Genomic DNA, 24,998 nt, shown 5'->3' with positions numbered 1-24,998 from the left:
GTCATGAGCGGGGGCATCAAACGGGCTCGCATGATCACCATCTGGAGCCTCAGTTCCAGCCTGGTCCTGGCGTGGTTCGGCGCGGCGGCCGGCACCGGGCTGGCCATCGCGGACGATCGGGTCCAGCCGGTTCGTCTGGCGGTCACCGCGGTCGCCATTCTGATCTTCAGCTGGTACGGGATTCGCCTGACCCGCTCGGTGGCCACCGACTGGCCGCGGCACGCCGCCCGGACACGGACCGACATGATCGTCACCGGCGTCGCGGCCGTGGTCGTGATGCTGGTGCAGGACGCGGGTCCGGCCGGCTGGGGCATGGTCGCGGTCGGCTGGGTCTGCCTGGTCACGGTCCGCGCCGGTCAGCTGCAGACGCTCGGGCTGGCACTCGGCACTGCCGCGGTCTGCGTGGCCGTCAGCGAGATCAACCCCGGTCCGCAGCCGCTGCCGTTCACGGCGAACATACTCATCTACAGCATCATGTGCCTCGCGCTGGCGTACCCGAACAAGCTCTGGATCTGGATCCTCGACCTGACCGAGCAGGCGCACGCCACCAAGGACGCCGAGGCCCGGCTGGCCGTCACCGAGGAGCGCCTGCGGTTCGCCCGGGACCTGCACGACCTCGTCGGGCACAGCCTGTCGGTGATCGCCGTGAAGAGCGAGCTCGCCGGCAAACTGACCGCCATCGACACGGAACGGGCGGCCGCCCAGATGGCCGAGGTCCGCGGCCTGGCCCAGGACAGTCTGCGACAGATCCGCGAGGCCGTCCGCGGGTACCGCATCCTGGACCTGGCCTCCGAGATCGCCAGCGTGCAGTCGATCCTCGAGGCCGACGGGGTGCGCTGCAAGATCGACCTGCCGCCCGATGCGGTCGCTCCGGAGGCCGCCGGCCCCTTCGCCTGGGTGGTCCGGGAGAGCGCCACCAACATCCTGCGGCACAGTACGGCCACCTGGTGCACGGTGACGCTGCGCTCCGCCGACGGCTCGGCCGTCCTCGAAGTCGTCAACGACGGCGTCGGCGCCGCCACCGAACCGGGCGGGACCGGCCTGGCCGGACTCGCCGAACGCCTGACCGCGGTGGGCGGCTCACTCACCGCCCAGCCCACCGGCGACGGCCGCTTCCTGGTCCGTGCCGTCGCCCCCTCCTCGCCGTCGTTCTCCCCCGCTTCCCCGGTCTCTCCGACCTTGCCGGCCTCCCTCGCCTCGCCAGCCTCCGCCGCCTCCGCCTCGTCCCCTGGAAATGCCGCATGATCCGCGTTCTGCTCGCCGACGACCAGCACCTCATCCGGGAGGCGCTGGCCATGATGCTGGAGTTCGAGGAGGACCTGACCGTCGTGGCCCAGTGCGGCCGCGGCGACGAGGTGCTGGCCGCGGTCACCGCTCACGACCCGGACGTCATCGTGCTCGACATCGAGATGCCTGGTCTCGACGGCCTGACCGTCGCCGAACGGCTGCCCGGTCGCGCCATGCTGATCCTCAGCACGTTCACCCGTCCCGGCTACCTGCGGCGGGCCATCGCCGCCGGGGTGCGCGGCTTCATTCCGAAGGACTCCTCCAGCGCGGAACTCGCCGCCGCCATCCGCAAGATCCACGCGGGCGGGCGTTACCTGGACCCGGAACTCGCGGCCGAGGCGATGATGGCCGGGGAGAGCCCACTCACCGACCGTGAACGAGACACCCTCGCCCTCGCCGCCTCCGGCGCATCGGTCGCCGACATCGCCGCGCGGCTGCACCTAAGCGAGGGCACGGTCCGCAACTACCTGTCGAACGCGATCACCAAACTGGGCGCCCCCAACCGCCTGACCGCCATCCACCACGCCCAGCGGATGGGCTGGATCTAACCGCGACCACACCCCGCAGTCACCATCGATCGACCAGCTGGAACCCACAGTTGCCATCAGCCGGCCGACGGCCGCGACCGCCCTCGATCTACCTGCTGGCTGCGACTGCCATCGATCGACCAGCTGCGGGCCATGGCTGCTATGGACCGACCAGCTGCGGGCCATGGCTGCTATGGACCGACCAGCTGCGGGCCGCGGACCTTTCCCGGACCGGGAAGCAGCCATACCGCACAGCTCGCCTTCGGAAACCGGTCAAGATGATCATCCAGCACTGAGGCGCTGCGGTTTGCCACACCGAACCCGCGGACTGACGCGGGATTGGACCAGCACGCGGGAGCCGACCGGCGCTGGGAAGGTGCCGATTTGCGAACCGCGGACCTACGTTGCCAAGATGCCGATCCGCGAGCCGTGAGCCTACGAGTTGTTGAAGGTGGCTATCCGCGACGGTAGTTCACTCAGCGAGTCGACGCGCATGGTCGTTTCCAGGTCGACCCTTGGGTCGCCCTGGTGGATGAAAGCCCACGGTCCGCGTCGGATGAGCGCGGTGAGGAAACCGGCCGCGCCGGCCGGCAGTACGTCGTTCTCCAGGCGGTCACCGACGTAGAGGGTTTCGTCCGGTGCGCAGGGGACGACACGGGCTACCGCGTGGAAGAAGGCGATGTCCGGTTTCGACACTCCCCAGTCCTCGGAGGTGCCGATCATGTCGGTCGGCAGATTCAGTGCGCGCAGGTCGAAACCAGCCCGGGTCGGCTGGTTGCCGGCGATCCCGACCCACAGTCCGGCAGAGCGCAGGGCGGTCAGCGCTGGTCGGACGTCGGGGTAGAGGTCTTCCTCGCCGAAACCCTCCGGCTGTTCAGCGGCGATCCGTTTCTCCCGCTCAACGGCCAGGTCCAGCCCGGGACGCAGGATCTCGAACGCCCGCCGATGGTCCTGCCCGGCCGCGATCACCGCACCGAAGACGGCCGAGAACGTGTGCCGCGGCACGCCTAGCCAGTCCGCCCACTCCCCGAAGATCCGGCTCTCGTCGACAAGGCACTCACCGACATCGAAGACCACCGCACGGATCATCCCGTCAGCTTAGGTTCCGAACCGCCTCCGAAGGGCCATCGACGGTTCCGGATCAAACTCCGCGGCGCGCCAGTCGTACGTGGTGACCTACGGCTCGCCGGTGGGCGCAGATAACCACACAACAATGCGGGCAGCCAAACGTGGCGACCCACGGCTCCCGGGCAGGCGCAAATCACCACACAACAATGGCGACGGCCACACGTGGCGACCTACGGCTCGCCGGTGGGCGCAAATCACCACACAACGAAGGCGGGCAGCCAAACGTGACGACCCACGGCTCACGGGCAGGCGCAAATCACCACACAACAATGGCGACGGCCACGCGTGACGACCTACGGCTCGCCGGTGGGCGCAAATCACCACACAACAATGCGGGCAGCCACGCGTGGCGACCCACGGCTCCCGGGCGGGCGCAAATCACCACACAACAATGGCGACGGCCACGCGTGACGACCTACGGCTCGCGGGCGGGCACAAATCACCACACAACGAAGGCGGCGGCCTTGCGTGGTGACTCACGGCCCGCGGGTGGGCGCAGATCACCACGCTGGTCGGGGACGGTTTGGGCGGTGGCCTGCCGTGTGGAGTGGATGATCGGGAATCACCATGGCGGAAGTGAGGGCGGTGTGGACGTCTGCCGGCTCGGTGCTGAGCGGGCGGAAGGGTCGGTGGCGGGGCGGAACGCGCTGGGCGTACCGCGATCAGGTGGGTTTGATCTCGACCGGGATGCCGTTGAGGACGCTGTTTCCGGAGAGCGGGTCGATGACCAGCTCGTCGGTCAGCACGTTCGAGTTGACGCCCGGGCTGGTCGCGGCCACTGACAGGCGGGTGCCGGGCACGTCGTGGCCCCAGCCGTGCGGGAGGCTGACCACGCCGGGCATGACACGGTCGGTGACCTCTACGCGGACGGTCAGGCCACCGGCCCGGGAGGTTACCTGCGCGGTGTCGCCGTCGGCGAGGGACAGCCGTTCGGCGTCGGCCGGGTTGATCTGCAGGGTGCAGCGGTCCCTGCCCTTGATGAGGGCGGGCACGTTGTGCATCCAGCTGTTGTTGGAGCGCAGGTGCCGCCGCCCGACCAGGACCATCTCATCGCGGCGCCGGTCCAGGGCGGCGAGCAGGCGGGCCGTCTCCCCTGCAAGCGCAGCGGCGGGCGAGACGCCGGGCGAGACGCCGGGCGAAGCGGCGGGCGAAGCGGCGGGCGAAGCGGCGGACGAAGCGGCGGACGACGAACCGAGGAGTTCGACCTTGCCGGATGGGGTACGCAGGGCCGACGCGAGGCGGGGACGCAGCGGACCCAGGTCGACGCCGTGCGGGTTGTCGATGAGTTTCTGCAGGCTGAGGCCGTCAGGCCGGGCGCCGAACCCGTCTCCGTAGGCGCCGGTGCGCAGCGCCACGTCGAGCAGCCGCTCGGCGGGATGGTCGCCGGTGACCGCGTCGTGGTGCTCGGCGGGCACCCGCTGCAGGGCCTGCTGGAGCAGGAAGTCGTGCAGCAGCGCGGGATCACTGTCGGGCTGCCCGGAAAGGATCAGGGTGAGGCGGGCCAGGATGTCGCACTCGTCGGGCACGGACTCCTCGGGCGGCAGGACCGGCGGGGAGTACGCCGCGAAGTTGCGCACCGACAGCGCCAGGAACGAGAAGTCGTAGTGGCCCTTGCGCGCCGAGTCGGTCGGCGGGAGCACGACGTCGGCGTGGCGGGTCGTCTCGTTCAGGTACGGGTCGACGCTGACCATGAAGTCGAGCCCGGCCAGCGCCCGGTCGAGGCGCCCGCTGTTCGGGGTGGACAGCACCGGGTTGCCGGCGATCGTGATCAGCGCGCGGACCTGCTCGTCGCCGGGTGTCTCGATCTCGTCGGCGAGGGTCGCGACCGGCAGTTCACCCTTGACCTCGGGTAGTCCGCGGACCCGGCTGTGCCAGCGGCCGGTACGGAACCCTTTTCCGCGTTTGGGCTGGTCGCTGAGGTGCGGTGCGAGCGGGAACATGACGCCGCCGGGCCGGTCCAGGTTGCCGGTCAGGATGTTGACGACGTCGACGAGCCAGCTGGTGAGGGTGCCGAACTCGACGGTGCAGGTGCCGATCCGGCCGTAGACGGCGGCGGAGGGGGCGGCGGCCAGTTCGCGGGCCAGGCCGCGGATCCGTTCGGCGGGGATGCCGCAGGCGTCGGCGACGCGTTCCGGGGCGAAGTCGGCGGCGAGGGCTTCCACTTCGGCGACCCCCTCCACAGAAGGAGCGAGGTCGCCGAGGTCGGTCAGGCCTTCGGCGAACAGTGTGTGCACGATGCCGAACAGCAGGAACGCGTCCGCGCCGGGCCGGATGAACAGGTGCTCGTCGGCGTGGGAGGCGGTCACGGTGCGGCGCGGGTCGACGACGACGAACCGGCCGCCGCGGGCCTGCAGCGCCTTGAGCCGGCCCGGGAAGTCGGCAGCGGTGGCGAGGCTGCCGTTGGACTCCCACGGGTTCGCGCCGAGGATCAGCATGAGATGGGTACGGTCGACGTCCGGCACCGGGATGGTCAGCGGGTTGCCGAACAGGTAGCCGCACGACACGTGTTTCGGCATCTGGTCGACGGTGCTCGCGGAGTACACGTTGCGACTGGCGAGCGCCCGGATCAGCGGGGTGACGTACAGGCCGCCGGACATCGTGTGGGCGTTCGGATTGCCGAGGTAGACGGCGAGCGCGTGTGGACCGTACCGCTCAATGATCTTGCGAAGGCCGGCCCGGACCGCGTCGAAGGCCTCTTCCCAGGACGCCTCGCGGCCGTTGACCAGTGGCTGCCGAAGCCGATCCGGATCGTCGGTGAGCTGCCCGAACGTCGCGCCCTTGGGGCAGACGAAGCCGTGGCTGAAGACGTGCTCGCGGTCGCCGCGGGCGGCTGTCACCCGATCGCCGTCGACCGTCAGCTCGAGGCCACAGGCGGCTTCGCAGAACGGGCACGTCCGGTACGCGGTCCGCGTCATGGCAGCCTCCCAACGTCGGGTTACTGGTCGGTATCCTGCCACGCGAGCCGAAAGATCGCCCCTACCGCCGGACATGAAGCAGGGTGGACCTCGTGAACTCCGACGCGCGCCGGGCGCGGTTCGAGCGGCTGGCTCCGGCGGTGATCGACGCCGTCCGGCGGTATCTCGCCCGCCGCACCGATCCGGCGACCGCCGACGACGTGCTCTCCGAGACGCTGCTGATCTGCTGGCGGAGACTCGATGACATGCCTGAGGAACACCTTCCCTGGGCGTACGGGGTCGCGCGCAACTGCCTGGCCAACGCCGAACGCGGGCAGCGCCGCCACGTCCGGCTGCTGGCCCGGATCTCGCGTCTCGACCCGCCGCCGGCGACCGTGGACGGGCCGGGCCCGCCGGACGGCGATCTGGAGCGGGCGCTGCGGTCGCTGACCGCGAAGGAGGCCGAGATCCTGCGGTTGTGGGCGTGGGAGGACCTGGCCCCGGCCGGGATCGCCGTGGTGCTGGGCATCAGCGCGAACGCCGCGTCGATCCGGCTGCACCGGGCCAAGGAGAAGTTACGAAAGACCCTGACCTCTTCCGGACATGAGGAGTCGACAGAGGGGAGCCGGCCGTGACCGACGACGACGATCTGCGTGCCCGGCTGCGCCGCGCCGACCCGGCGGCGTCGCTGGAGCCGGCCTCCCCCGATCAGGTCGCGCACCTTGTGGAGGAAGCCATGTCCCGTACGACCCGACGGTGGGCGCTGCCCGTCGCCGCCGCGCTGATCCTGATCGCCGGCGGAACCGCGTGGGCCGTGACCAGGCCCGCAACGCCCGAGCCGGTGGCCGCGCCGACCCCGTCCGCCTCCGCGTCCGCGTCCGCGTCGGGAACCGTCGTCCTGTTCAGCACCGGCATACAGGCCAAGTGCCGCGAGCCGGAGCCGCAACGGCTCGCGGAGTCCGCCGACTTCGCCTTCGAGGGCACCGTACAGAAGATCGAAAACGGTCGGGTCACCCTCACGGTCTCCCGCACGTTCCGGGGTGGGGCGGTGGGCACCGTCGAGGTGGCCCAGGAGGGTGAGAGCTCCGAGCAGATGCTGGGCAGCGGAAAGTTCGAGATGGGCCGGGACTATCTGGTGGCGGCTGCCGACGACACCGTGATGATCTGCGGCTACAGCGGTGAGGCTGACTCGATCGGGTTGCGCGACCTCTACGAAGCGGCCTTCTGAGCGGGCTCGTCGACGACCGGATGACGCAGGCCCGGGTGGTCCGCCGGAAGGCTGCGGCGGATCACCCACCAGCTCACCGCCAGGCACGCGGCGACCAGCGGCCCGGACAGCAGGACCCGCGCGGTGCCCAGTGCGGCCATGTAACCGGCCTGGTAGAGCGGGAGGAACACGGCGACGCGGATCACGTACTGGGCGACCCACACCCAGCTGCCCCGCGAGTAGGCCCTGAGCAGTGCCGGGTCACGCCGCCAGCGGGTCTTCTGTCCGAGCACGGTGCCCACCACGATGCCGAGCAGCGGCCAGCGGATGACGATGCTGATCACCCAGGCGAGCACGCTGGCGCCGTTGCTGAGCAGCTGGAGCAGGAAGAAGTTCTCCGCCTTGCCGGTGTAGAGCGCGATCAGGGCGGCGATGCAGACCACGAACAGCCCGATCAGTACGGCGCGGGGTTTGTCGCCCTTGCGCAGCCGCCACGCCGACAGCCCGATCGCGCAGATCACGGCGGCGATCGCGCCGGCCCAGATCGACTCGCCGAAGGCCAGCCAGCCGGCCACGAACCCGACCGCGGGCAGTGAGGCGTCGACTGCGGCCCGCCGCCCGTTCAGCAACTCCGCCAGCGATTCCGGCTGCGCCATCTCCACCCGCCCCTTGTGAGGTTAGGGCAGCCTAACCCTCCGTCTCACCCCAGTCGACGCCAGGTGGGCGTTTCTCTCGCCCTTACTTCGCTTTCTTTTGTACGGCCTACGAGGAGTAACGGGCCTACACCGCGACGCAGGCGTGGGGTCCCGGCCGACAGCGCGACCGCCGGGCTTATGCGGTGGTCAACCGGCTGTGCCGCACCGCTGTCTCAGCAAGGCTGAGACAGCCGTACAACACAGCCGGGTTTTGATCTTCAGTTGTTCTGGGGCAGCAGGCCGGCCGAGCGCATCGCGGCCCGCAGCGGGTCCAGCGGTTCGCCGGCCGGGGCGGTCAGGGTGATCCGGCTCGGCTGGTCGTGACCGTCGCGCTGCCCGGCGCCGTCCCCGTGGCCCGGAGAGCCGTGCCCCGGAGAGCCCTGGCCCGGAGAGCCCTGGCCCGGAGAGCCCTGGCCCGGAGAGCCCTGGCCCGGAGAGCCGTGACCCGGGAAGTAGGCGGGCGCCCCGAAGTGGGCCGGCTGCAGATGCACCGGTGATCCCACGGTCGGCACGCTCACCGGGATCAGCCCGGACTGGGCCATCATGGTCCACAGTTCGGCCAGGATCGGATGCGCGGGCGGGCTCGTCGTCACCGGCGGAACCAGTCCGAGCGCCGCGACCGCGTCCGGCAACCCGGCGCCACTACGGCTCATCCCGCCCAGCGCCAGCGGCCGGCAACTGCCCTTGATCAGCTCGAACAGCCGGTCCACACGGGCGCTGTCCCGGTTCGCCCAGCGGCTGCGGAAGTCCGGGTGATGGGCCAGCAGCAGGGCCGCGAGGCCGGTCACGTACGGCGCGGCGAACGAGGTGCCGTCCCACGCCGCGTAGTGCGACGGCGGCACCGACGACACGATCGCCACACCCGGCGCACACACGTCGATCTCAGGCCCGTGGCAGGTGAACGAGGCGGAGAAGTATCCGTCGACGGTCGGTACCCCGTACACACGGGTGGCATGGAAGCTCTCCGGCGGATAGCCGCCGAGCTTGCCGATCGCCGCGACCGCCAGCACCGTCGGCATCGAGGCCGGGAACATGACCGGGCCACCGGAACTACCGGCCGCCGCCACACAGGCGATCCCGGCCTGGCGGGCCTGCTCGATGCGGGCGGCCACCAGCGCCGACGGCTGGGCGTTGCCGAGGCTGAGATTGATCACGTCGATCTTCTCGGCGATGCAGTGGTCGATCGCCTCGATCAGGTCGCTGAACCGGCCGTCCGGGAAGATCCGGCAGGAGTGCAGCACCGCCTCCGGCACGACCCCGACGACGCCGTGTCCGTCGTCGGCCCCGCCGATGATCCCGGCCACGTGGGTTCCGTGCCCGACCGGGTCGAACCAGCGGTCCCGGTCGCCGACGACCCGTCCCTGCAGGTCGGGATGTTCCACCGAGGCGCCCGAGTCGACGATCGCGATCCGTACGCCGTCACCGCGGAACGTCGGCGGCAGCGCGTCGAACCGCATGGCCCGGCGCGCCCAGCCGTCCAGCGGCCGCTGCGGGAAGCCGGGGAACGTCTCGGCGAACGACGGGCACGTCACGAGGTTCGGCGCGCCCGTGCTCAGGTCGGGACGGCCCAGCCACACGGCCCAGTAGTCGTAGCGGGGTTTGACGTGCACCCCGTCGACGGCCGGCAGCACACCGGCAGGGGTGTCGATCACGACACGGCCGTCGGCGCCGGTCACCCCGCGCAACGGGAACGTCTCGTGCATCAGGTAGACCTCGGCGCCCTCCAGGGGACGGCCGTCGCTGCCGGTGACCAGGAAAGGCACCTTCGCGACCTCGCCGGGCGGGATCACCGCCGGGTCCTGCACCGGCGACGCGTAGCGCAGCGGCAGATCCGGCTCGACATGCACGGCTCCGGACATGGTCAGCATGGCGGCCCGGTCGGCGTCCATCTCCACCACCGCGAAGGCCGGTGCGGTGGTGACGACTCGATGCACGGTGGTGGCGGAGTCCTCCGCCAGCCGGGCGAACAGGCGGTCGGCCTCGGGCGGGGCGCCTAGCGGCGCCACCAGGTAACGCTCCCGCCGCGAGCCGACCGGTACGGCGGAGTTTGGGTCGGTCATCGTCAGTCTCCGGATCAGTTCGAGGTGCGGCCGGGCCCGCTCAGGGGCCCGGCCGCTCAAAATCGTCGCTCACAGCGCGGGCAGGCCGGGCACGGTCGCACGCAGGTGCTGCACGGTCTGCAGCACCGCCCCCGACTGGTGCAGGCTGGCCGCGTACTGCTGTGCCGCGTACTGCTGGACGGCCGTGACCAGGCCCGGCGCCAGGGCCGCGACCTGCGGCAGCACCGGTGACGCCGCTTCCAGCCAGCGGTAGCAGCGCTGGATGCTCGCGGCCGCCGGCTGCCGCATCGCCTCGACGGGAGGTTCCGCCACGAAGGATCCGAACGGCATCGTGCTGAGATAGGTCACGGCCGGCTCCGGATCAGTTCCACATGGTCTGGCCGTACGGGCTTCCCGGCAGGCCGCCGTACAGCGCGCCGGGGTGGCCCTGCTGCCAGTGCCGGGCGATGGCCTGCTGAAGCTGCGCCTGCTGCATCTGCTGGGCGACCGCCTGCTGGATCTGGGCCTGCTGTACCTGCTGCGCGATGGCCTGCTGGATCTGGGCCTGCTGCACCTGGTTGGCGATCGACTGCTGCACGTGCTGTGCGATCGCGTGCTGCAGCTGGTGCTGCTGCTGGAACGGGAGCTGCTGCTGCAGGTACGGCGACTGCTGCTGGAACGGCGACTGCTGGAACGGCGACTGCTGCTGGAACGGGAACTGCTGCTGGAACGGGGACTGCTGCGCGAACTGGCCCATCTGGGCGAGCTGCGAGTCGAGCCCGAACTGCGGGCCATACGCCGAGCCGAACGTCGTTGCCGGACCGGTCGGCGCGTACGTAGCCGTGCTCATGGTTTCTCCCCTCGGTTTGCGGGCGATCCCCGATGACCGACCCGCGTGCCGATAACGCAACGTAATCGAAACAATTCGGAGCGTCATGGGAGTACGCGAAACCCAGCGCCCGCACCCGACGAGGAGGAGACTGGCCCCGGCCGAGCCCAGCGGAAAGTCAGCGAAGTGCGGGGCTCGGCAGCTCCCAGACACGGCTGGGGTCGTTGAGCGGGTCCACGTGCCAGAGCAGCACGGGAACCGTGGGGTCCTGCAGACGCCCGCGGTACACGTAGGCGACGGATTCACGCGTGGACAGCTGCAGTCCGGTGACCTTGAGCCCGGCCAGGTAGTCGGCGGGCGCCTGCTGCCCGTCGGGGTCGACCGGCGGCAGCACGGCGTCGGCGAGCAGAACCGCGTCCCAGGCCGGCAGCAGGAAGCCGCCCAGATCGTTGGGCTGGCAGGGCTGGCTGGCCCGCTTGGCGGCGGCGTCGAGCGTGCAGGCGTCACGGAGCTCGCCGTTGGCTCCCGGGGCACGGTCGGCACAGGTGAAGGTGGCGTTCTCGGCCATGCCGAACAGGCCGTGGAAGTGCTGGATCTGCTTGGTCAGTACATCCAGGGACGGATCGGTCAGAGCCGAGCAGCCGGGGCCGCCGACGTAGTAGTCGACCGGCCAGTCCGCGGTGCTGACCGCCCGCAGCTGGTAGTTGGCCATGAACCGGCTCACCGAACCGTCGGCGATCACCAGGCGCGGCCGGGAATGACCGCACACCTCCTTGAGCCGCTGGACGAACTCGGCGAACCGGGTCCACCGGTCGGCGAAATACGTGACGGTGGGCGGGCCCTCGGCGTCCGCGCAGATCGTTTCGTCGATCCGGTCCAGGGCCGCGACATGCCGCGCACTGGCGCCCGCGATCGGGCGTACCGCGGCCAGCAGGTCGTTGACCAGCGACGTCGTGTAGAGGTCGGTGGGGCTGGGGTGCTGGTAGATATCGAGCCGGAAGCCCTTCGGGAACTCGGCGGACAGCAGGCCGGCGGTGTGCTCGGCGTAGGCCAGGTTCGGCGGGGCCAGCTGGAGGTAACCGGGCCGATCGACGAACGGGCGGCCGGGCGCACCCAGGTCGGCCAGCAGGTTCGGCGCGATGAACGGGATACCGGCGTCGAGCAGCCGGTTGATGGCGCTCTGCGTGGTGTCCCGGCTGTCGCCGCCACCGATCACCGCCACCCGCGAGCCGAGGGCGGCACGCCGCTCGATGATCATCTTGGCGATGTCGTCGGCGTGCCGGACGTCCTGCGTGGCGTCGGCGATGACGACGTGCAGCCGGTGGTCGGTGGTCTCCTCGATGTGCCGCTGGGCGAAGAGCATGGCACGCAGCTGGTCGCGTTCCGACGGGTAGTCGCGGCCGTCGGCGCAACGGGTCGCGTCGCCCGGCAGTGGATCGCAGGAGAGCGCACCCAGCCAGACCACGGTCAGGTCACCCTCCTCGAGGGGCCGGTTGGCGGCCAGGATCCGGCGCTCCAGGGCGGTCGTCACCGGATCGCGGCCGAACGCGGCCGCCGCGAAGACCCCGGCGTCGGCCGTGTCGAGCAGGCCGTAGCAGCGGCTGCCGTCGGCGGTGGCCCGCAGCATCGTGATGCCGGTCGAGGTCGGCAGCGTGTAGCAGTTGTGCATGACACCGGGCAGCCAGTCCGCGCGCGTCCACCCGAGGAACCCGAGCAGCAGCGTCAGCACGGCCAGCACCGCGTGATGCGTGGTGGTCAGCGCCGGCTGCTTGAACAGGCCCACCAGCTTGTCCGAGACGAGCACCGGCAGGACCACCGCCGCCAGCGAGACGACCAGCGCGCGGGCCTCGGTGCTGCCCTGGAAGAACGTGGCCACGAAGACGGTCGCCGCGGCGAACACCACGGCCGTGGTGCCGAGCACCAGCACGAGCCGCAGGTTCGGGCTGAGCAGGGCCGCGATCGCGGCCAGCAGGACGGCGATCATGATCGTCCAGACACCGACGTAACCGGTGATCGCGGCGTGCACGACCAGCACCAGCAGCGCCAGGATCGCGGCGAGCCGGGAGCGCGGGCGGTCGGCGATGAACGACGGCAGGCTCGGCGCGTCGGCGGTCGCCTCGGTCAGCACCACACGCACGCGGGCGGCCAGCCGGACGGCCGCCCAGAGGGCGGCCGTCGAGGCCAGGACCAGCACCATCGACCAGACACCGGCAGCGCCGGCCAACAGCGAGCGGACCACGATCAGTCCGGCCAGGACGACCGCGGCCACGCGGAGGAGCACGTCGGCGGTCAGCAGGGAACGTAGGAGGCGACCGCGATCCGACATCAATACCCCTCACTACCGGTGATGGCACCGATCGTAGGGGTGACCGTCTATGTCAGACGGTCGGCCTCCGCCCCGATCGTCGTGTCGTCGCCGTGGCCGGTGTGCACCACGGTCGACGGCGGCAGGGCGAACAGCTTCGCCCGGATCGACTCGACGATCAGATCCGCGTCGGAATAGGAGCGGCCGGTCGCGCCCGGCCCGCCGTTGAACAGGGTGTCGCCGGTGAACACGCAGTCCAGTTCGGGGACGTGCAGGCAGACCGCGCCCGGCGCGTGACCCGGCGTGTGCAGCACCGTCAGTGCCGAGCCGGCCACCTCGATGCGGGCGCCGTCGGCCAGGTCGATGTTCCACCACACGTCCGAGCCGTGGGTCAGCTCCCACAGCGGCCACTCCGCCGGATGCAGCAGGATCGGCGCGCCGGTCCGCTCGCGGAGCTCGGGCGCCATCCGCACATGATCGTCGTGGGCGTGAGTGCAGACGATCGCGACCAGGCGCCGGTCCCCCACCACCTTGAGGATCGCGTCCACGTCGTGCGGGGCGTCGATCACCACACACTCCTCGTCGTCGCCGACGACCCAGATGTTGTTGTCGACGTCGAAGGTCTGACCGTCCAGGCTGAAGGTGCCGGAGACGACACCGTGATCCACACGCAGCATTCCTGGATTGTCCGCTAAGCACTTGCCGGATCGGGAGCGTTGGAGGGGCATGACAGCGAACCATTTTCAATCTGGCGTCGAGCCCGGCGGCGCGAGGTTGTCGGCGGACGGCCGGGAGGCCCGGCCTCGCCACATTGAAAATAGTTCGTTCGAGGAGTTCGCCGGGGCGCGGCTCGGGGCGCTGCTGCGCTACGCGACCGTCCTCACCTGCGATCCGCACCAGGCCGACGACATCGTCGGCGAGGTGATGGTCCGGGTCTCCGGACGGTGGCGGCGGATCTCGGGGATGGAACAACCCGAGGCGTACGTGAAACGCATGGTCCTGAACGAGTTCTTGTCCCTGCGACGCAGGTGGGGACGGGTCGTCCCGATGTCGCACGAGCAGCTGGACACCCGCGCCGAGGCCGTCGACCCGCTCGCCGCACGGCAGGAACGCGACGAGCTGATCCGCCGGGTGGCCGCTCTGCCGCCACGGCAGCGGGCGGTGATCGTGCTGCGGTACTTCGAGGGCCACACCTACGACGAGATCGCCGAGCTGATGGGGAGCCGGGCGTCGACCGTGCGCGCGCAGGCGTCGACGGCCCTGGCCAAGCTCCGTTTGGAGGCAGAGGTCCGATGAACGACGACGAGATGCTGCGGGACGCGCTGGCGACGGTCGCCGACCGGGCGCACGACCCTGGTCCGGTCGCGGCCGGGATCGCGGCCCGTGCCCGGGCACACCGGCAGCGGCGGGGACTGCTGGTGGCGTCGGCGGCCGCGGTCACCGGGACGGGAGTGGCGGTCGCGGTCTGGCCTCGTACGCCCACCAAGATCTTGCCCGACAGGAAACCGGCCGTGAGCCCCCGGCCGACCGCAACCCGCGCCCCGGTCGGGTATCGCCCCGGATGGCTGCCGGCCGGGCTCACCGAGGTCGGGCGGATGGGAACGGTCCCCGGAACCGGGCCGGTGTCGCAGACGCGCACCTGGCAACGCGGAGCCGACGGCGACGACATGGTCCACCTGTTCCTGGTCCCGCGCTCGCAGTTCGACCCGTCCGGGTTCGACCCACTCACCCTCGGCGGGCGGCGCGCGTGGGCGTACCCGGGTCCGGGAAAGGTCTGGGTCGAAGTCGACGACCGGTCGTTCCTGAGCGTGTCGGTGGGCCGGTCAGACCGGACCGGACAGGTGGCCCGGCAGGTGGCCGCGTCGATCGAGCCGGATCCGAGCGCCGTCGCGGAGGTCTCACTGGCCTTCGGCTGGCTGCCGGAGACGTTCACCGGACCGGTCAGCGCCGGGCTGAGTGGCACCGCCGTCCGGTGGCACGAGGTCCTCCGGCGAGACCGGGCGATCGAGGCCGAGCTGGTGTGGGAGGTCTCCACGGCCAAGGGCGAGCCGGTCACGTTGCGCGGCCGGCCCGGGGCGATCCACCTGGGCGACACGCATCTCGGCTGCCCGGACCTGCCCGCGCGTCTCTCGGCGTGCCGCGGGGCGTCGGCGTCCGCCCGGGTCGACCTCGGCGACGGCCGTCTGCTGCGGGTCATGATCGGCGCGGGGTACGCGGTGAGCCGCACCGACCTCATCCGGATCACCGAGGACCTCATCGTCGGCCCGGAACCCGACACCACCTGGCTGCCCGCGCGGTGATCAGTCGTCGACGGTCACCGCGATCCGCGGCATTCCCCGGTCACACCCGGTCAGCTCGACCTCCACCTTGCGATGCCCGCCGACCGCCCGGAACTCGCCCTCGTCGGCCTTCTGGTCGTGCACCTCGAAACCCTGCGCCGGGGACAGGGACAGGATGCGCCGGCAGTCGGCGACCACGATCCCGCCCTCGGTGGGAACCGACCTCGCCGTCTCCGCGGTCGTCGCCGGGCTCGGTGTCACCTCCGCGGACGGCGACCCGGACGGCTCCCCGATCTCCTCCAGCGCCCGCCGCACCTCGTTCTCACTGACCGGCTCACCGGTCCGCGACGTCAGCAGCCCCGACCCGACCAGGCCGATCCCGACCACGCCGACTGTCACCGCGAGGAACGCGGCGACGATCCATCCGATCGCGATGACCAGGGGTAGCCGGCCGAGCCGGTCGATGAGGCGCACCCGGCAACTATCCGCCGCCGGACGCTAAGCCGGGCACCGCTCACCGCTAAGGGAAGGTAAAGAACGGCATTTTCGTCGGTCCCGGGGGCTACCGTGCAGCCGTGGCGAGACTCCTGCTCATCGAGGACGATCCGGCGATCCGGACCACCCTGCTGCGTGCCCTGCGCGAACGCGGGCACGCGGTGGCGGCGGCAGCGGCCGCCATGGAGGGGCTGCAGACGGCCCTCGCCGAACGGCCCGACCTCATCGTCCTCGACCTGGGCCTGCCCGACCTCGACGGGCGCGAGCTGCTGCGCATGCTCCGGGCGGTCAGCCGCATCCCGGTGATCGTGGCGACCGCCCGCGACGAGGAGTCCGAGATGGTCCGGCTGCTCGACGCCGGCGCCGACGACTACGTCGTCAAACCGTTCACCGCCGCCCAGCTCGACGCCCGGATCCGGGCAGTGCTGCGGCGCGACGGCACCGGTCTTTCGGAGACGGCGCCGGCCATCGAGGTGGGCGGTCTGCGCATCGATCAGGCCGCCCGCACCGTGACCCTGGACGGCACGACCGTCGAGCTGACCCCGCGCGAATTCGACCTGCTGCACCATCTGGCGCTACGTGCCGGGCAGGTCGTCACGAAACGGGAACTGCTCAGCGAGGTGTGGCAGGTGCCGTACGGCGGCGCCGACAAGACCGTCGACGTGCACCTGTCCTGGCTGCGCCGCAAACTCGGCGAGACCGCGCAGGAGCCGCGATACCTGCACACGGTCCGCGGTGTCGGCGTGAAGCTGAGCGAGCCGGCATGAGGGCACGGCTGACCCTGCTGGTCGCCGCGACCACCGTGCTGATGCTGCTCGCGTTCCTCGTACCGCTCGGCGCGCTGATCCGGCAGGTCGCTCAGGACCGGGCGCTGAGCCGGGCCGACGACGTGGTGCAGTCGATCGTGCCGCTGGCCGCGACCGGCGACACCACGGCGCTGCGGCTCACCGTCGAGGCTCAGACCGTGCCGGTCAGCGTCTTCCTCCCGGACGGCACGGTCCTCGGCACACCGGCCGGCCCCACTCCCGCGGTCCGCCTGGCCGCCGCCCGGCACGGCTCCCTGACCGTCACCACCGGCCAGGGCCGGGAACTGGTGGTCCCGGTCGTCGGCTCCGACGGCACCACCGTCGTCATCCGCACACTGGTCACCGACGCCGAACTGACCCGTGGCGTGACCCGCGCCTGGGCCACCCTGGCCGCTCTCGGCGGCACGCTGGTGCTGCTCGGGCTCTTCGTGGCCGACCGCCTGGCCCGTGCCATCACCCGCCCGATCACCGAACTCTCCGCCGTCTCACACCGCCTGGCCCGCGCCGAACTGACCGCCCGCGCCGACCCGTCCGGCCCACCCGAGCTGCGCGAGGTGGCCGGCGCGCTGAACCACCTGGCCGGCCGCATCCAGGACCTGCTCGCCACCGAACGGGAACGGATCGCCGACCTCTCCCACCGCCTGCGCACCCCGCTCACCGCACTGCGGCTGGAAGCGGAATCGCTGCGGGACCCCGACGAGGCGGCCCGCGTCGCCTCCGCGGCTGATCAGGTGGCCAGGGCGGTGACCGCGGTCATCCAGCAGGCCCGCCGTGCCGAAACCCCGGCCGCTTCGGTGGGCTGCGACGCCACCGCGGTGGTCGCGGGGCGGGTCGCGTTCTGGGCGGTGCTCGCCGAGGACACCGGCCGGCCCCTGCATCAGGAGCTGCCCTCCGGGCCGACGCCGGTCGCCGTGGCCGCCGACGATCTGGCGGCGGCGCTGGACGCTCTGCTCGGCAACGTCTTCGCGCACACCCCCGACGGCACGGCCTTCTCCGTCACCCTGACCACGGCCGGGCGCCCGGGCGACGGCGCGATGCTGACGGTCGCCGACGACGGTCCCGGGTTCCCGGCGGAGGCGGCCCACCGGGGCACCTCCGGCGGCGACTCCACCGGCTTGGGCCTGGACATCGCCCGGCAGGTGGCCACCACCTTCGAGATCGACCCCCCGGGGTCCGGCGGTGCGGTCGTCCGCCTGGAGCTTCCAACCCTTTCCGGTACGGCTTCGTCGCCCTCGCCCGGCACAGCTTTGTCGTCTTCCGCCGGCCCGGCCGCGCCGACTCCCGGCACGGGCTCGCCACCCAATTCCGGCACGCGCTTGCCGCCTGTGCCCGGCTCGGACGGGCGTTCTTGATGCCGGGGTATGGCTGGTAGGTCATCCGCGATCGGACACGACGGCTGCGCTCGCGGCCGCAGACCCTGCGTCGGCCGCGGGCTCGCGGCCGAGCCGGATAACCAACGGTCGACTACAGCCCGTCATGATCGACCGGGCGGCGTCCGGGTCTGCCGGGCTGAGTGTCTCTCACATCCTGACGCTCAGTTCGCTGATGAGATCTCGGTAGGTGCTGGCTGCCGGTTTCGGCTGGTAGTCGGAGTCGAGGATGCCGAGTTGGAAAAGGGCATTGTCGTGGCTGGTGTTCGCGTCTCGTAGTGCGAAGTGTTCGTACGTGGTGATGTTGAGCTCTTCGCTGTGTCCGGCAATGGTGCGCACGACGGTTTCGAGCACTTCGGCCTGACGGGAATACGGCCGCTGGGCGCCGGTTCCCCAGCCGTGCTCGGTGATGTGGATCGGTACGGATCTTTCGATTCCCGCCGCGGCGAGGCTCTGGTGGCGGAAGAGTTCGATGACCCCTTCGACCATCTCGGTAAGACGTTCGGCCGGGATCGGCTGGAAGACATCGGGAAAGAAGTCGAGGCCGGCGTAGTCGAGGGCGGACCGGAATTCGTCACCGCCTCGACGGCCGAGGTCGGTCCAGAACTCTTGGGCCGGGTCGAAGACGGCCGTGGAGTTGCAGCCGATCCGAGCGTCGAGTCCGAGCCGGATCACTTCGCGCTTCGCGGTGATGACGCCTTCGACCAGCGCCTGTCGCGCGGCCGGGAAGCCGCCGTCCCCGCCGGGGCCGGAGTGGTTCGCTTCCTCGGTGATCTGCAGTGTGGCGAGGCATGCCGCGTGTCGGCGCACCTGTGCGCGGATGAATTCCAACCAACCGCTGAGGTCGTGCCCGGGTTCTCGGAAGCACAGCACCAGGTCGAGGCGCCGACTGCCGGTTGCGTACTGGGCGGGGTTCTGCGGGGCCTGCACAACGCCCGGCGCCGCATCGCTGTAGTGCAGGTAGCCGCGGACGAGAAACGGATGCCCACCATGCAGAGCGTCGAGAGCGGCGTTGATGCGCTGGGGATGTTCGGCGGGGCCATCGGTGACTGAGCCGTCTGCCGCACCGCTGAGACCGCCGGGGTAGATGCCGAAGAGAAGCGCCATGACCGACACCGTACGTGAAACTTGGTGTGACACCAAGTTTGGGGTGACGTTAGAATCTTGGTGTGGGGCTACGAGACGAGAAGAAGCAGGCGACACGAACCGCGATCGCAGACACCGCCTTGTCACTTTTCCTCAGCAACGGCTTCGATCGGGTCACGGTGTCCGACGTTGCGGGAGCCGCACGGGTCTCGGTCAACACTGTCTTCAACTACTTCCCCACGAAGGAGGACCTCTTCTTCGACCGCCAGGCCGACGTGGTGCAACGACTCGCACGGGCAGCCGCCGGCCGCGCTCCCGGCGAATCGGTTGTGGAAGCGGTACATCGCGCCTTCCTGGACGCGGTGCGCCGGAATGACCCCACCTTGGGGATCGACAGCGACATAGTCGCTTTCTGGCGGGTTGTCGACGGAAGCCCGGCGCTCCAGGCAAGGGCACGCCTTCTCGCCGAGCTGACCGAGGCCGCACTGGCGGAAAAGCTTGCTGAGATGAGTGGGACGACCACGGATCCCTTGGTTCCGCATGCCACTGCCGCGGTCATCGCCGGGGTGGACCGGGCGCTGCATGCGGAGATCCGGCGCCGCATATCACTCGGCGAACACCGCGATACCGTACGCACCGCGATCATCAGCGCCGCTGAACGCGCTTTCGCGGCGGTGCGCGGCGGAATAGACACGTATTTCGAAGCTGTTGCGGGCAGCGAAAGCGGTCCGGAACCACACCCGAAGACAGCCGACGGGTAGCTTCCTGACATCCTCACCTGGCGCGGAGAACGCGCACCCTGGGCCTCGACGGAACCCTCGCCCCAGGCGTCGGTGCACGCTCGGCTCGATGAGTGACTTCTCGATCAGCGTTCTCCGAGACATCATGAGCGGATGGCCGGGCCTGAAGCCGATTATCACTACTCCGAACCTGACGCGTTGACCTGGCTCCAAGGCTGGTACGCCACACAATGCGATGGGGACTGGGAACACGAGTACGGCGTGTCGATCGAGACACTCGACAACCCCGGCTGGTTCCTCAAGATCGACCTGCGGGGAACCGCGATGGGTGGCCTGACCTTCCCCAGGAGTGAGGTGCACCGGGGCAAGCACGACTGGTTCGTCGCTGGCCTGGTTGACGATCGGTTCGAGGTGGCCTGCGGACCCCTCAATCTCGGGGAAGCCATTCACCAGTTCCGGCTCTGGGTCGCTGAGCCGAATCGAGGTGAACTGCGAGCGGCGGACGGAGCTCAATAGTCGGCCGGCAGCCGTACTCAACTAGTCAGCCGCGATGCGCGTGATCGACTGTCACGACGGCCGTTGTTGGCTTGTTGCCTTGCCGGGGCTCCGGTCGATCCTTCACCACCGCGACATGGATGCCGAAGGTTTCGAGATAGTCGGCCGCCAGGTCCGGTCCGGCGTACCGGGGCGGATGGCTCTCGAACCATGGACGGCCAGCCCGCCGAGGCACCGACGTCTCCTGCAGGACTGCCCGAAGTTCTGATCGATCTCGGCTACCTGGTTCCGGATCCAACTCACCTCGGGATACTGCCGCATCTCAGCATCAGCACTGCCCCAGCTCCGTCACCCACACCGGGGCCGGGCACTGCCACCGGTACGGAGCCCGACCCGAACCTCCCAGCACACTGGAACCGCGTCTGAGCCTCCCACCCGGCGTACCCGCCCTCGTATTGACTCCCGGACACGCCGATATCCCGGCTCCGCATGTGCGGGGCCGGGACCAGGCAGTCACCTCAGTCGTCGTCGCCACCACGGCCACGGTCGTCGCCGCCACGCCCACGGTCGTCCTTGCCGCGGTCATCACTGCCCCGGTCGTCGCCACCACGCCCACGGTCATCCTTGCCGCGTCCGTCCGCGCGGTGGCGGGTCACCTTGCCGGTTGCGGCGTCGACGTCGATGTCGTGCTCGACGCCCTTGACGATGACGTCCACGTCCCACACCAGGCGGCCGTGCTCGGTCTCCCGTTCGATCGACTCGACCCGGCCGCCGCCGGCCGCCCGCAGCGCGATCGCCTTCGCCTGCTCGGCGGTGACCGCCGTAGCGCTGCTCGACGAAGCCCCGCCCGACGACGCGGAGGGGCTGGGCGAGTCGGAGAGGCTGGACGACGCGGAAGGGCTGGGCGAGTCGGAAGGGCTGGGCGAGTCGTCCGGGCTCATCGAGTCATCGGGGTTCACCGAATCGTCGGAGCCCAGCGAGTCGTCGAGGCTCGCCTCCGGCGAAGGGCTGGCCGAGGCCACCGTCCGGGACCGGCCGTCGTCAGAGCCACCGTCCGCGAGCGCCGCTCCCCCGAACCCCAGCGCCGCAAGCAGACCGGTCGCGAGCATCACCGCGGCGACGTTCTTCTTCACCTTCATCGTTCTCCCCCTCGGGTCGATCTTCGATCCGGCCTACCGGACTGAAGATCACTTTCGCGAGAGGACCGCTATGGGCGCGCTGCGTGAACGTTAAGGCCACGCTAACGACGCTCAGCGCCTCCGCCGCAGCACGAAGTAGTGAGTTTCGGGTTGCCAGGAGGGCGCAAACTCACAAGATCAACCCCACGAAAGCTGCAAAAGCGGCAAATCAAGCGACGAGGGCACCCTCCGAGGATGGTCGGACGGCCACACCAGACAAGGGCGCTGACTACCACGTCACGCGAGGACGTGAGGCGACTACGCATGACGGCCACGTCACGCGAATCCGCAAAGCAGCCCTCTCCCGCAAGATCGTCAAGGCGGCCCGTCACGCGAAGCCGCAAAGCAGCCACATCACGCAAGGACGCCAGGCGGGGCGGCCCGGCGGCCCGGCCGGGCGAAGATCACCGCAACCGGCACAAGCAGCCCCGCCGAGCACAGCAACGCCACCGGAATGGACGTACGCCCGGCCAGCGCACCCAGCGGCGGCCCACCCGCCACCTGCCCGAAAGCGTCGAACTGGCTGTTCACCGACAGCACGGTCGCCCGGGACGGCGAGTCGATCCCCCGGTTCAGCCAGGCCGACTCGAGCGGCCCGCTGAGCGCCCGAGCAGCGTCACGGGCCCAGAGCGCACCGATCGCCGGCCACAACGACCCGGCCAGGGCGAGTCCCGCCATCCCGGCCACCTGGATCAGCGTGAGCACGCCAAGAAGCGCAGCCGGATATGCATTTACGGTCAGACCAGCTCGCTCGACGGCGTAGTTGGCACCCAGCCCGATCAACTGCCCCACGATGGCGAACGCCGCGAACCAGGCCGCCACCGACGAGATCCCGAACAGTGACGGCAGCGTGAAACTGTCCAGCACATGCGCGGTCCACAGCCGGTCGAAGGCCTCCCCGGACAACCCGGCCAGCAGACTGATCAAGAGAAAGGAACGCACCAGCGGCCGCCGCCGAGCCTGCCGCAGCCCGGCGTCGAGAGTGTCGCGCATCTGGCCGAAGGTGAGGCGCCCGCCGGCGGCCACAGGCGTGAACCCGGGCTCCCGCATCACCGCTACCAGGACCAATGCGAACACGACGTACCCGGTACCGGCCAGCAGCATGGGCAGCCGCAGATCCAGCACACCGACCGCGCCGGCCGCCACCGAGCCGAGGATCATGGCGGCGAGCTCGAACCGCTGCCCGCGCAGGAACACGTGCGTGAGCCTCTCCTCGCCGACCTCGTCGGCGATCCACGCCTCGATCGCCCCGGACGTGAACGTGTACCCGATCCCCCACACGACCTGCGCCGCGAGGATCCAGCCGAACACCGGTAGCGAGCCCTGGAGCAGCAGTGAAAGACCGATCAAAATCAGCCCCAGCTGTACGGACAAAGTCCGCGACCGCACGTCCGCCAGCACCCCGGTCGGCACCTCACCGAGGAAGCACGTGATCTCCATGACGGTGCCGACGAGCACCAGCTGCACCGGCGACAGTTCGGCCACCCGTACGTGGAAGACCAGCAGCAGCGTGAACGCGAACGTGAAGAGGAACCCGGAGACCGCGGTGAGCAGGTAGTAGACGCGCTGCTGGCTCAAGCCACGCCCTGCGCGACGAGCACACCGTCGACGTAGGCGAGCACAGGCTGCGGCCGGAACCCGGCGAACATGAGTTTCCGGTGATGCTCGATCGTCACGTAGTGCTGCTCACGCACCCCCACCACGAAGTTGTAGCGCTTGACCAGCTCGACCGAGGCGAGACGAACCGTGTCCACCACGTCGTAGCCGTCCACTGTGATGGACAGGCCACCCCAGAACTTGTTGAACGAGAACTGAACGGTGTGCCGCTCGTCGACACCGACATCGAAGGTCAGGAGCACGCCCGACACTGTAGTCCCGCTACTCTGCTCGTACCGATCAATATCTCCGGTGGAACTACGGTACGCCGGACTCGGAGCGCCGGCGCCGCCGGTGACCGGCTGGGCCTCCGCCGTTCACGTTCGCCGAGATGAAGCCCCTGACCGGCCCGTAGACGGCCACCGTCGGCGGCCGGCCCGTCAAGCTGGCCTCCGGAATCACCCACCCCGGGAGGTAAGCGGATCCGGCCCGCGACAGCGTCCTATCCATGACGAGGGGCTGACGGCGGGAGAGCGAGTGCAAACCGGATTCGAGGAGTACGTGCGAGCCCGAGGGGACTCGCTACGCCGATTCGCCTATCTGATCTGCGGCGACCGGCACCTCGGCGAGGACCTCCTGCAGGAGGTTCTGGTCAAGGCGTACCGCAGATGGACTCGAATCGAGGCCGACCAGCCAGACAGCTACATCCGCACCGCTCTCGTCCGCTCACACGTGTCCTGGCTGCGCCGCCGCTCCAGTGGGGAGCGCCCCGGCGAGATACCCGACGAGGCCGCTACCGGCGACTTCACCGAGGGGCAGGCGCTACGTGACGAGTTGTGGTCCCGCCTCGGCGAACTCTCCCGCGCCCAGCGAGCGGTCATGGTGCTGCGCTACTACGAGGACCTCGACGACCGCCAGATCGGCGACGTGCTCCGGTGCTCGCCCAGCACGGTGCGGGTGCACGCCGCCCGGGCCCTGACCCGGTTGCGGACCGGTCTGGCAACGGCCACGAGCGAGGAAGTGAAGCCATGAACCTCGAGGAAGACCTGCGAGCCACCCTGCACGAACGGGCCACGACACCCATGCCCCCGGCCGGAGACCTGATGACCAACATCAACATTGGGGTACGCCGTGACGTGCGCCGCCGCAGGCTGGCAGCCGTTGGGGCGGGCGTGGTCGCGGTGATGGCGGCCCTGGCCGTGCCCGTCATCGTGCGAAGTGACGGCACCGCTTCGCGACCAGCGCCGGCAGCCTCGGTCCCACCCGCCGCAGCGCCCTCCGAGAAGTGGCCCGGTGGGCTGACGCCGAGCGCCAGCTTCTCGACGATGCTCAACTGGGTGCCGCCCAACGCCGGCCCCAACCAGATCTTCCAGCTGGGCCCTAACGAGATGTTGAAGTTCGGCACCAGAGACCAGGTACTCACCGCCGAGGTCGGGCCGCTGGAACCGGAGTGGAGTGAGGACGCGGCCGAACAACACGCGGCCGACGTCGGCGGGCAGCGAGCGACAGTGCAGACCACCACCGACTACGTGGGCGCCAAACCCGGCTACCGGTTCATCGGCGTCCGCTGGAGGATGTCCGGGAGCGGTCTCTGGGCACAGGTGCAGAGCTGGGGCACACGCACCGAGTCAGAGATGCTGCGCTTCGCGCGTGGGCTGAGCCGGACTCCCGGCGATCACAAGCAATCCAGCCAGGCACCGTTCGAGTTCGTCGGGGTGCCGCCCGTGTTGTCGGGCATCCAGTATTTCGGCGGGGCCGAGGTGTGCCTCGCCCCAGCCGACCAGTTACACCGGACCCGGGCGCCCGAAGGTCTCTGCGTCAAGCTGCACAGCGAGCCGTTCCAGCCGAAGGACGCCACCGCGACGCTGACCGTCCGCGGTGACCGCGCCGAGCTGCACATGGACACCGGTTCCCTGACCATCGAACAGACCGAGAACCGTCACCTGTCGATCACCTGGGACCCCGAGAAGCTACCGATCAGCCAGGCCGATCTACTCCGATTCGCCGCCGAAATCAACCTGCGCTGACGCCCCCGCCGCGCG

The 24,998-nt window shown here is 70.2% G+C and carries 25 protein-coding genes; 12 read left to right on the top strand and 13 right to left on the bottom strand.

What is annotated here, in order from left to right; translation table 11 throughout:
- Positions 1–3: 3 nt before the first annotated feature.
- Both CLV67_RS23400 and CLV67_RS23395 read left to right on the top strand, forming a co-directional pair.
- Positions 4–1,245, top strand: coding sequence for a sensor histidine kinase (locus CLV67_RS23400; protein ID WP_106321819.1), 1,242 nt, complete (start codon positions 4–6; stop codon positions 1,243–1,245).
- Positions 1,242–1,835, top strand: coding sequence for a response regulator transcription factor (locus CLV67_RS23395; RefSeq protein ID WP_106321817.1), 594 nt, complete (start codon positions 1,242–1,244; stop codon positions 1,833–1,835). Before CLV67_RS23400 ends, CLV67_RS23395 begins: the two co-directional genes overlap by 4 nt.
- A 414-nt stretch (positions 1,836–2,249) precedes the next feature.
- On the opposite strand, the gene CLV67_RS23390 is transcribed toward CLV67_RS23395, so the two are convergent.
- Positions 2,250–2,903: an HAD family hydrolase gene (locus tag CLV67_RS23390; RefSeq protein ID WP_106321815.1), complete on the bottom strand. Its 654-nt coding sequence runs from the start codon at positions 2,901–2,903 to the stop codon at positions 2,250–2,252.
- Positions 2,904–3,604: 701 nt separating this feature from the next.
- Positions 3,605–5,857, bottom strand: coding sequence for a molybdopterin oxidoreductase family protein (locus CLV67_RS23385; protein ID WP_106321813.1), 2,253 nt, complete (start codon positions 5,855–5,857; stop codon positions 3,605–3,607).
- A 92-nt stretch (positions 5,858–5,949) separates the two neighbouring features.
- On the opposite strand from CLV67_RS23385, the gene CLV67_RS23380 reads away from it, so the two are divergent.
- Both CLV67_RS23380 and CLV67_RS23375 read left to right on the top strand, forming a co-directional pair.
- Complete coding sequence (locus CLV67_RS23380; RefSeq protein ID WP_106322040.1) at positions 5,950–6,471, top strand: RNA polymerase sigma factor; 522 nt, start codon at positions 5,950–5,952, stop codon at positions 6,469–6,471.
- Positions 6,468–7,064 carry a hypothetical protein gene (locus tag CLV67_RS23375; RefSeq protein WP_106321811.1) on the top strand — a complete coding sequence of 199 codons (597 nt, stop codon included), beginning with the start codon at positions 6,468–6,470 and terminating at the stop codon, positions 7,062–7,064. The genes CLV67_RS23380 and CLV67_RS23375 overlap by 4 nt, the downstream gene beginning before the upstream one ends.
- Here the strand turns inward: CLV67_RS23375 and CLV67_RS23370 are convergent.
- The 6 genes from CLV67_RS23370 to CLV67_RS23345 form a co-directional block, all read right to left on the bottom strand.
- Positions 7,046–7,699 (bottom strand): DUF3159 domain-containing protein, encoded by a 654-nt coding sequence (locus tag CLV67_RS23370; RefSeq protein WP_106321809.1) that lies wholly within the window; start codon positions 7,697–7,699, stop codon positions 7,046–7,048. The two genes, CLV67_RS23375 and CLV67_RS23370, sit on opposite strands and share 19 nt — an antisense overlap.
- Positions 7,700–7,956: 257 nt before the next feature.
- On the bottom strand, positions 7,957–9,798 hold the full coding sequence (locus CLV67_RS23365; protein ID WP_106321807.1) for a S8 family serine peptidase: 1,842 nt from the start codon (positions 9,796–9,798) through the stop codon (positions 7,957–7,959).
- A gap of 69 nt (positions 9,799–9,867) precedes the next feature.
- A complete protein-coding gene (locus CLV67_RS23360) occupies positions 9,868–10,146 on the bottom strand; it encodes a hypothetical protein (RefSeq protein WP_106321805.1) in 279 nt (92 codons plus the stop codon).
- Between the two features lie 13 nt (positions 10,147–10,159).
- Positions 10,160–10,627, bottom strand: a complete 468-nt coding sequence (locus CLV67_RS23355; RefSeq protein ID WP_106321804.1) for a hypothetical protein — start codon at positions 10,625–10,627, stop codon at positions 10,160–10,162.
- Between the two features lie 157 nt (positions 10,628–10,784).
- On the bottom strand, positions 10,785–12,932 hold the full coding sequence (locus CLV67_RS23350) for a hypothetical protein (RefSeq protein WP_106321803.1): 2,148 nt from the start codon (positions 12,930–12,932) through the stop codon (positions 10,785–10,787).
- A gap of 47 nt (positions 12,933–12,979) precedes the next feature.
- Positions 12,980–13,588, bottom strand: coding sequence for an MBL fold metallo-hydrolase (locus CLV67_RS23345; RefSeq protein WP_106321802.1), 609 nt, complete (start codon positions 13,586–13,588; stop codon positions 12,980–12,982).
- Between the two features lie 49 nt (positions 13,589–13,637).
- Between CLV67_RS23345 and CLV67_RS23340 the strand changes: the two genes are divergently transcribed.
- Both CLV67_RS23340 and CLV67_RS23335 read left to right on the top strand, forming a co-directional pair.
- A complete protein-coding gene (locus CLV67_RS23340) occupies positions 13,638–14,207 on the top strand; it encodes a SigE family RNA polymerase sigma factor (RefSeq protein ID WP_106321800.1) in 570 nt (189 codons plus the stop codon).
- The gene (locus CLV67_RS23335; protein ID WP_106321798.1) at positions 14,204–15,211 is read left to right on the top strand and encodes a hypothetical protein; all 1,008 of its coding nucleotides are present in this window, start codon (positions 14,204–14,206) and stop codon (positions 15,209–15,211) included. The genes CLV67_RS23340 and CLV67_RS23335 overlap by 4 nt, the downstream gene beginning before the upstream one ends.
- Here CLV67_RS23335 and CLV67_RS23330 read toward each other — a convergent pair whose 3' ends face one another.
- Positions 15,212–15,664, bottom strand: coding sequence for a hypothetical protein (locus CLV67_RS23330; RefSeq protein ID WP_106321796.1), 453 nt, complete (start codon positions 15,662–15,664; stop codon positions 15,212–15,214).
- A gap of 101 nt (positions 15,665–15,765) precedes the next feature.
- Here CLV67_RS23330 and CLV67_RS23325 point away from each other — a divergent pair, with 101 nt between their 5' ends.
- A complete protein-coding gene (locus CLV67_RS23325) occupies positions 15,766–16,452 on the top strand; it encodes a response regulator transcription factor (RefSeq protein WP_106321794.1) in 687 nt (228 codons plus the stop codon).
- Positions 16,449–17,843, top strand: a complete 1,395-nt coding sequence (locus CLV67_RS23320; protein ID WP_106321792.1) for a HAMP domain-containing sensor histidine kinase — start codon at positions 16,449–16,451, stop codon at positions 17,841–17,843. Before CLV67_RS23325 ends, CLV67_RS23320 begins: the two co-directional genes overlap by 4 nt.
- A 168-nt stretch (positions 17,844–18,011) precedes the next feature.
- On the opposite strand, the gene CLV67_RS23315 is transcribed toward CLV67_RS23320, so the two are convergent.
- Entirely contained in the window at positions 18,012–18,968 is a 957-nt protein-coding gene (locus tag CLV67_RS23315; RefSeq protein WP_106321790.1) for a hypothetical protein, read from the bottom strand.
- Between the two features lie 62 nt (positions 18,969–19,030).
- On the opposite strand from CLV67_RS23315, the gene CLV67_RS23310 reads away from it, so the two are divergent.
- Positions 19,031–19,708 carry a TetR family transcriptional regulator gene (locus CLV67_RS23310; RefSeq protein WP_106321788.1) on the top strand — a complete coding sequence of 226 codons (678 nt, stop codon included), beginning with the start codon at positions 19,031–19,033 and terminating at the stop codon, positions 19,706–19,708.
- 132 nt (positions 19,709–19,840) lie between these two features.
- On the top strand, positions 19,841–20,203 hold the full coding sequence (locus CLV67_RS23305; RefSeq protein ID WP_106321786.1) for an immunity 53 family protein: 363 nt from the start codon (positions 19,841–19,843) through the stop codon (positions 20,201–20,203).
- Between the two features lie 497 nt (positions 20,204–20,700).
- Here CLV67_RS23305 and CLV67_RS23300 read toward each other — a convergent pair whose 3' ends face one another.
- The 3 genes from CLV67_RS23300 to CLV67_RS23290 all read right to left on the bottom strand — a co-directional run bounded on the left by CLV67_RS23300 (position 20,701) and on the right by CLV67_RS23290 (position 23,219).
- Positions 20,701–21,321 (bottom strand): PepSY domain-containing protein, encoded by a 621-nt coding sequence (locus CLV67_RS23300; protein WP_106321784.1) that lies wholly within the window; start codon positions 21,319–21,321, stop codon positions 20,701–20,703.
- A 393-nt stretch (positions 21,322–21,714) separates the two neighbouring features.
- Positions 21,715–22,938: an MFS transporter gene (locus tag CLV67_RS23295; RefSeq protein ID WP_106321782.1), complete on the bottom strand. Its 1,224-nt coding sequence runs from the start codon at positions 22,936–22,938 to the stop codon at positions 21,715–21,717.
- On the bottom strand, positions 22,935–23,219 hold the full coding sequence (locus CLV67_RS23290; RefSeq protein WP_106322038.1) for a hypothetical protein: 285 nt from the start codon (positions 23,217–23,219) through the stop codon (positions 22,935–22,937). The genes CLV67_RS23295 and CLV67_RS23290 overlap by 4 nt, the downstream gene beginning before the upstream one ends.
- A gap of 274 nt (positions 23,220–23,493) precedes the next feature.
- On the opposite strand from CLV67_RS23290, the gene CLV67_RS23285 reads away from it, so the two are divergent.
- Both CLV67_RS23285 and CLV67_RS23280 read left to right on the top strand, forming a co-directional pair.
- Positions 23,494–23,988 carry a SigE family RNA polymerase sigma factor gene (locus tag CLV67_RS23285; RefSeq protein ID WP_106321780.1) on the top strand — a complete coding sequence of 165 codons (495 nt, stop codon included), beginning with the start codon at positions 23,494–23,496 and terminating at the stop codon, positions 23,986–23,988.
- Complete coding sequence (locus CLV67_RS23280) at positions 23,985–24,983, top strand: hypothetical protein (RefSeq protein ID WP_106321778.1); 999 nt, start codon at positions 23,985–23,987, stop codon at positions 24,981–24,983. Before CLV67_RS23285 ends, CLV67_RS23280 begins: the two co-directional genes overlap by 4 nt.
- Positions 24,984–24,998 lie beyond the last annotated feature (15 nt).

Origin of the sequence: Actinoplanes italicus (assembly GCF_003001815.1) — a bacterium.
Taxonomy (GTDB): domain Bacteria; phylum Actinomycetota; class Actinomycetes; order Mycobacteriales; family Micromonosporaceae; genus Actinoplanes; species Actinoplanes italicus.
This window is presented reverse-complemented; position numbering and strand designations above follow the sequence as displayed.

Bases quoted from the DNA above. Each gene is read 5' to 3' on its own strand.
- CLV67_RS23305 (WP_106321786.1), top strand. From the start codon at position 19,841: ATGGCCGGGCCTGAAGCCGATTATCACTACTCCGAACCTGACGCGTTG.
- CLV67_RS23345 (WP_106321802.1), bottom strand. From the start codon at position 13,588: ATGCTGCGTGTGGATCACGGTGTCGTCTCCGGCACCTTCAGCCTGGAC.
- CLV67_RS23385 (WP_106321813.1), bottom strand. From the start codon at position 5,857: ATGACGCGGACCGCGTACCGGACGTGCCCGTTCTGCGAAGCCGCCTGT.
- CLV67_RS23280 (WP_106321778.1), top strand. From the start codon at position 23,985: ATGAACCTCGAGGAAGACCTGCGAGCCACCCTGCACGAACGGGCCACG.
- CLV67_RS23350 (WP_106321803.1), bottom strand. From the start codon at position 12,932: ATGTCGGATCGCGGTCGCCTCCTACGTTCCCTGCTGACCGCCGACGTG.
- CLV67_RS23390 (WP_106321815.1), bottom strand. From the start codon at position 2,903: ATGATCCGTGCGGTGGTCTTCGATGTCGGTGAGTGCCTTGTCGACGAG.
- CLV67_RS23395 (WP_106321817.1), top strand. From the start codon at position 1,242: ATGATCCGCGTTCTGCTCGCCGACGACCAGCACCTCATCCGGGAGGCG.
- CLV67_RS23335 (WP_106321798.1), top strand. From the start codon at position 14,204: ATGAACGACGACGAGATGCTGCGGGACGCGCTGGCGACGGTCGCCGAC.
- CLV67_RS23315 (WP_106321790.1), bottom strand. From the start codon at position 18,968: ATGGCGCTTCTCTTCGGCATCTACCCCGGCGGTCTCAGCGGTGCGGCA.
- CLV67_RS23300 (WP_106321784.1), bottom strand. From the start codon at position 21,321: ATGAAGGTGAAGAAGAACGTCGCCGCGGTGATGCTCGCGACCGGTCTG.
- CLV67_RS23320 (WP_106321792.1), top strand. From the start codon at position 16,449: ATGAGGGCACGGCTGACCCTGCTGGTCGCCGCGACCACCGTGCTGATG.
- CLV67_RS23365 (WP_106321807.1), bottom strand. From the start codon at position 9,798: ATGACCGACCCAAACTCCGCCGTACCGGTCGGCTCGCGGCGGGAGCGT.
- CLV67_RS23370 (WP_106321809.1), bottom strand. From the start codon at position 7,699: ATGGCGCAGCCGGAATCGCTGGCGGAGTTGCTGAACGGGCGGCGGGCC.
- CLV67_RS23400 (WP_106321819.1), top strand. From the start codon at position 4: ATGAGCGGGGGCATCAAACGGGCTCGCATGATCACCATCTGGAGCCTC.
- CLV67_RS23340 (WP_106321800.1), top strand. From the start codon at position 13,638: ATGACAGCGAACCATTTTCAATCTGGCGTCGAGCCCGGCGGCGCGAGG.
- CLV67_RS23355 (WP_106321804.1), bottom strand. From the start codon at position 10,627: ATGAGCACGGCTACGTACGCGCCGACCGGTCCGGCAACGACGTTCGGC.